4 protein-coding genes are annotated in these 4,076 nt (G+C 71.7%); 1 reads left to right on the plus strand and 3 read right to left on the minus strand.

Annotation, left to right across the window (positions count from 1 at the left end; genetic code table 11):
• Positions 1–429: 429 nt before the first annotated feature.
• The 3 genes from HII36_RS53645 to HII36_RS53655 form a co-directional block, all read right to left on the minus strand.
• Positions 430–903 (minus strand): OsmC family protein, encoded by a 474-nt coding sequence (locus HII36_RS53645; RefSeq protein WP_173531109.1) that lies wholly within the window; start codon positions 901–903, stop codon positions 430–432.
• A gap of 150 nt (positions 904–1,053) precedes the next feature.
• Entirely contained in the window at positions 1,054–1,707 is a 654-nt protein-coding gene (locus tag HII36_RS53650) for a GntR family transcriptional regulator (RefSeq protein WP_173531110.1), read from the minus strand.
• A 68-nt stretch (positions 1,708–1,775) separates the two neighbouring features.
• Positions 1,776–2,387: a TetR/AcrR family transcriptional regulator gene (locus HII36_RS53655; protein WP_173531111.1), complete on the minus strand. Its 612-nt coding sequence runs from the start codon at positions 2,385–2,387 to the stop codon at positions 1,776–1,778.
• A 97-nt stretch (positions 2,388–2,484) separates the two neighbouring features.
• Between HII36_RS53655 and HII36_RS53660 the strand changes: the two genes are divergently transcribed.
• On the plus strand, positions 2,485–3,990 hold the full coding sequence (locus HII36_RS53660; RefSeq protein WP_217371094.1) for a carboxylesterase/lipase family protein: 1,506 nt from the start codon (positions 2,485–2,487) through the stop codon (positions 3,988–3,990).
• Positions 3,991–4,076 lie beyond the last annotated feature (86 nt).

The raw sequence follows: 4,076 nt of genomic DNA on the forward strand, positions 1-4,076 counted from the left end.
CCCGTGGGTGGTCCGACACGTGGGGGAAGGTCGGCACATGGGGCGAGCCGGCACCTCGCAGGCCGACACCTAGCGCGGGCCGGCACACCGGACGAGTCAACCCACCCATGGGCAGGCCGGTACATGGGCGGGGCCAACACCTCGCGCGGGCCAACGCACCTGGCGCGGACCGCCACCTCGGGGCGGATCCAGACCACCTCGGACGGGCCAGTACATCGGGCAGCCCAGCACCTGGGGCGGGCCGCCGCCTCGGGCGGATCCAGACCACCTCACGCAGCCCAGCACCTGGGGCGGGCTGGCGCCTCGCGCGGATCAGACCCACCTCACGCAGCCCAGCACCTGGAGCGGGCTGACGCCCCGGGCGGATCAGACCACCTCACGCGGGCCAGCGCCTCCGGCGGGGGACCTCGGGGCCGACGCCTCGTGGGGTCAGGATGCGACCCTGATGACCGGCTCGTGCCTGACCGGGAAGTTGAGCGAGTTGGCGATGAAGCAGAGCTTGTGCGCGTCGGCGTGCAGGCGTCCGGCCGTCTCGACCATCTCGGGCGCGGCGACGGTGATCTCCGGACGCAGCACCACCTCGGTGAACGCGCCGCCACCGTCGGCGGTCTCGGCCATGGAACCCATGGCGTGGTCCTCGTAGGCGGTCACCACGACCCCGTTGAGCGAGCACAGGTGCAGGTACCACAGCATGTGGCACTGCGCGGCCGCCCCGACCAGGAGCTGCTCGGGATTCCACCGGGACGGGTCGCCCCGGAAGGCCGGGTCGGAGCTGGACTCGATGTCCGCCCGGCCCTCGGCGCGCAGCAGGTGCGCCCGGTCGTAGTCGCGGTAGGAGCTGGTGCCGGTGCCACGGTTGCCGGTCCAGCTCACGGTGACGGGGTAGTCGTGGGTGCGGGTCATGCGGAGCCTTCCTCACGGGTGACAGCGGCGCCTGGCCAGGTCACGGTGGTGTCTACGGTGTCGAGCCGGATCACGGGGTGTTCTTGATGCCGAACCGGGTTGCCTCTGGCATTGAGCCGGGTCATGGGATGTCCATGGTGTTGGGGCGAGTCACGGAATGTCTCTGGTGTTGAGCCGGGTGACAGTGGTGTCCCTGGTGTCCAATACGTGCTCGCGTGCGATCCTGCCCGCGTCGTCGGAACGGCCGTCGCTGATCGCGTCCAGTAGCCGTTCGTGCTGGTCGGAGACGTGCACCGAGCGCGCGGGCGGAGCGAGCGAACGCAGCGTGGAGACGTGGATCTGGTCCCAGATCCGCTCCAGCGTCTGCAGCGCGATCGCGTTGCCCGCCAGTTCGGCGACGCGCCGGTGGAAGCGGCGGTTGAGCCCGACCGCCTCGGCCAGCCGGCCCTCCGCGGTGGCCTCCGCCGTCGTGACGGCCAGCTCGCGCAGCCCGGCCATCGCGGACGGCGCGACGTGCCCCTCGCGGTGGCGGATCGCCAGCGTCTCGGCGGTCAGCGCCTCCAGCGCGGCGCGGACCTGGTAGGCGTCGTCGAGATCGCCGGACTCCAGCGCCACCACGACCACCCCACGTCCGGTGGGACGCACCAGGCCGTCGGCGGCCAGGGCGCGCAGGGCCTCGCGCACCGGGGTGCGGCTCATGTCGAGTACGGCGGCGGCCTCCAGCTCGGTCAGGCGGGAGCCGGGCGGGTAGGCCCCGTCGAGGATCAGCTCCCGCAGCCGAGCACACGCCACATCGGTCTGCATGCCGAACACCTTAGCGATTGCATACATTGCATGCAATTGCCGCGCACAGGACGGCCTGGGACCGGGGATCACCCGCTCCGATCGTTCCCCGCGAACAGCCTGTCCAGGTGCACGTCGATCGCGGCGAGGGCGTCCTCGGGGCTGATGACGTCCAGCTCGATCAGGGGGGTGAAGCCGGTGAGCGCGAGGAGCAGGTTGGTCTCGATCGCCGGGTCGCGTCCGGAGTCGATGTGGCCGTCGGCGATCGCCTGGCGGACCAGCCGCTCGACGAGGGCCCGTCCGCCGGTGAGGCCGCGGCGCGCCTGCTCGTGGACGGCCTCGTCGTGCAGCGCCTCCAGGACGTAGGCGGCGCTCATGCGGCTGGTCGCGCGGGCGTCGGCGTGCAGGGGGAGCATTTCCGCGAGCGTCACCCGCAACACGTCGCGAGGGTGCGGACGGTCACCGAGCCCCTCCAGGCCCTGCTCGACGCGCAGCGAGGTCTGCTCCGAGGCGAAGTCCATGGCGAAGGAGAGCATGGCGGCCCGGGAGGCGAAGTAGTGCTGCAGTTGCCCGAGCGAGATGCCCGCCTCATGCGCAACCACCCGCATCGTCAGGTGCGCGACGCCGCGCTGCGCCACCACCCGCCACAGCGCGCGGGCGATCTCTTCGCGGCGTCCGCGGTGATCCACCTGTTTCGGCATCGCCGGCCTCCCCCTCGTCTCCCCGAGTCTTTCCCATACAGTTGACATAATACACTTGACCCATAACCTTGAACCCACCCGGGAGAGAGGAGACGTCATGCCAGAACGACTGCCGGAACAGCCAACGGTGCGGACCACGGAAGGTGTGGTGCAGGGACTCAGGCGGCAGGGACACGCGGTGTTCCGCGGCATCCCCTATGCCCAGCCCCCGGTGGGAGCGCTCCGCTTCGCCGCGCCCGCCCCGCCGCTCGGCTGGGAGGGAACGTGGCAGGCGACGGAGTTCGGCCCGGTGGTGCCGCTGTCCCTGCCGATCGACACGGGTCCGCCGCAGGGCACGGACTGGCTGACCCTGAACGTCGGCACCCCCGACCCGAGCGCTGCCGGGCTGCCGGTGCTGGTGTGGATCCCGGTGGGCGGCTACGTGTCGGCGGCGTCCAACGAGCCGATGTTCGACCCGGCGGCGCTGGCCAGGGCGGGAATCGTCGTGGTGACCATCAACTGCCGCGTCGGCGCGGAGGGTTTCGCGTTCCTCGACGACGCGCCGCCCAACCGCGGCTTCCTCGACCAGATCGCGGCGCTGGAGTGGGTGCAGCGGAACATCGCCGCGTTCGGCGGCGATCCTGGGCAGGTCACGGTGGCCGGGGTGTCCGCGGGGGCGGGGTCGGTCGCCGCACTCCTGACCATGAAGCCGGCGCGCGGACTGTTCCGGCGGGCCATCGCCCACTCGGTGCCGAGCCTGTTCAGCACTCCGGCGCTGGCACGGGAGATCACCGCCACGTTCGGTGACCGGATCGGCGTGGCCGCACCCACCGTGGCCGCCTGGCGCGACCTCGACCCCTGGCACCTGGCCGCTGAGCTCACCTCGTTCAACGCCGGCCTCCACGCCCGCCGGGAGCGCTGGGGACGGCTCACGGAGACCGGCACCGCCCTGTGCCCCGTCGTGGACGGCGAGGTCCTGCCCGAGATGCCGTGGTCCGCGCTGACCGGCGGGCGCGCGAACGGCATCGAACTGCTCGTCGGCCACACCCGGGACGAATTCCGGCTGTTCAGCGTCCTCAGCGGACGGCGGGGCACCTTCACCGAGCAGGAGACTCGTGCGGCACTGGAACTGCTCGCCCCGCCGCCACACGGCGCGCAGGCGTACCGTGCGGCATTCGCGCAAGCCGGCGCGGAGGAGCTGATGGAAACGGTGTACTCCGACGCCCTCTTCCGCATGCCGTCGCAGAAACTGGCCGAGGCGAACACCGCCGCCGGCGGCACCTCGTACCTGTTCGAACTGTGCTGGAACGCCCCAGGCCTCGGCGGCGCGCTGGGCGCGTGCCACAGCCTGGACGTCCCGCTGGCGTTCGGCACACTGGACAGCCCTGTCGGCAGGCAGCTCATCGGCGACGAGCCCACCGCCGAGGCCGTCGCACTCTCCCGTGAGTTCAGGCAGGCGTGGGTCCGGTTCGTCAGCACGGGGGACGCGGGATGGGCCGCTCACCGTCCTGACGGGCGGCTCACGCGCGTCCTGGACGCCGAGTCCGAGACCGTGCCCTATCCCGAACAGGCCTCACTTCGGATCTGGGAGAACCACTCCCCCATGCCCTTCGACCTCGCATGAGGGCCGGAGCAAGCCGTTCATGACGCCGCCACGGCGTGTACGACAACGGTGACGTCACGGCGATGTCGGCGGGGTGGGGCCTGGGC

The organism is Nonomuraea antri, assembly GCF_013283785.1.
GTDB lineage: Bacteria > Actinomycetota > Actinomycetes > Streptosporangiales > Streptosporangiaceae > Nonomuraea > Nonomuraea antri.

Coding starts and splice junctions, on each gene's coding strand:
- HII36_RS53655 (WP_173531111.1), bottom strand. CDS start 2,387: ATGCCGAAACAGGTGGATCACCGCGGACGCCGCGAAGAGATCGCCCGC.
- HII36_RS53660 (WP_217371094.1), top strand. CDS start 2,485: ATGCCAGAACGACTGCCGGAACAGCCAACGGTGCGGACCACGGAAGGT.
- HII36_RS53650 (WP_173531110.1), bottom strand. CDS start 1,707: ATGCAGACCGATGTGGCGTGTGCTCGGCTGCGGGAGCTGATCCTCGAC.
- HII36_RS53645 (WP_173531109.1), bottom strand. CDS start 903: ATGACCCGCACCCACGACTACCCCGTCACCGTGAGCTGGACCGGCAAC.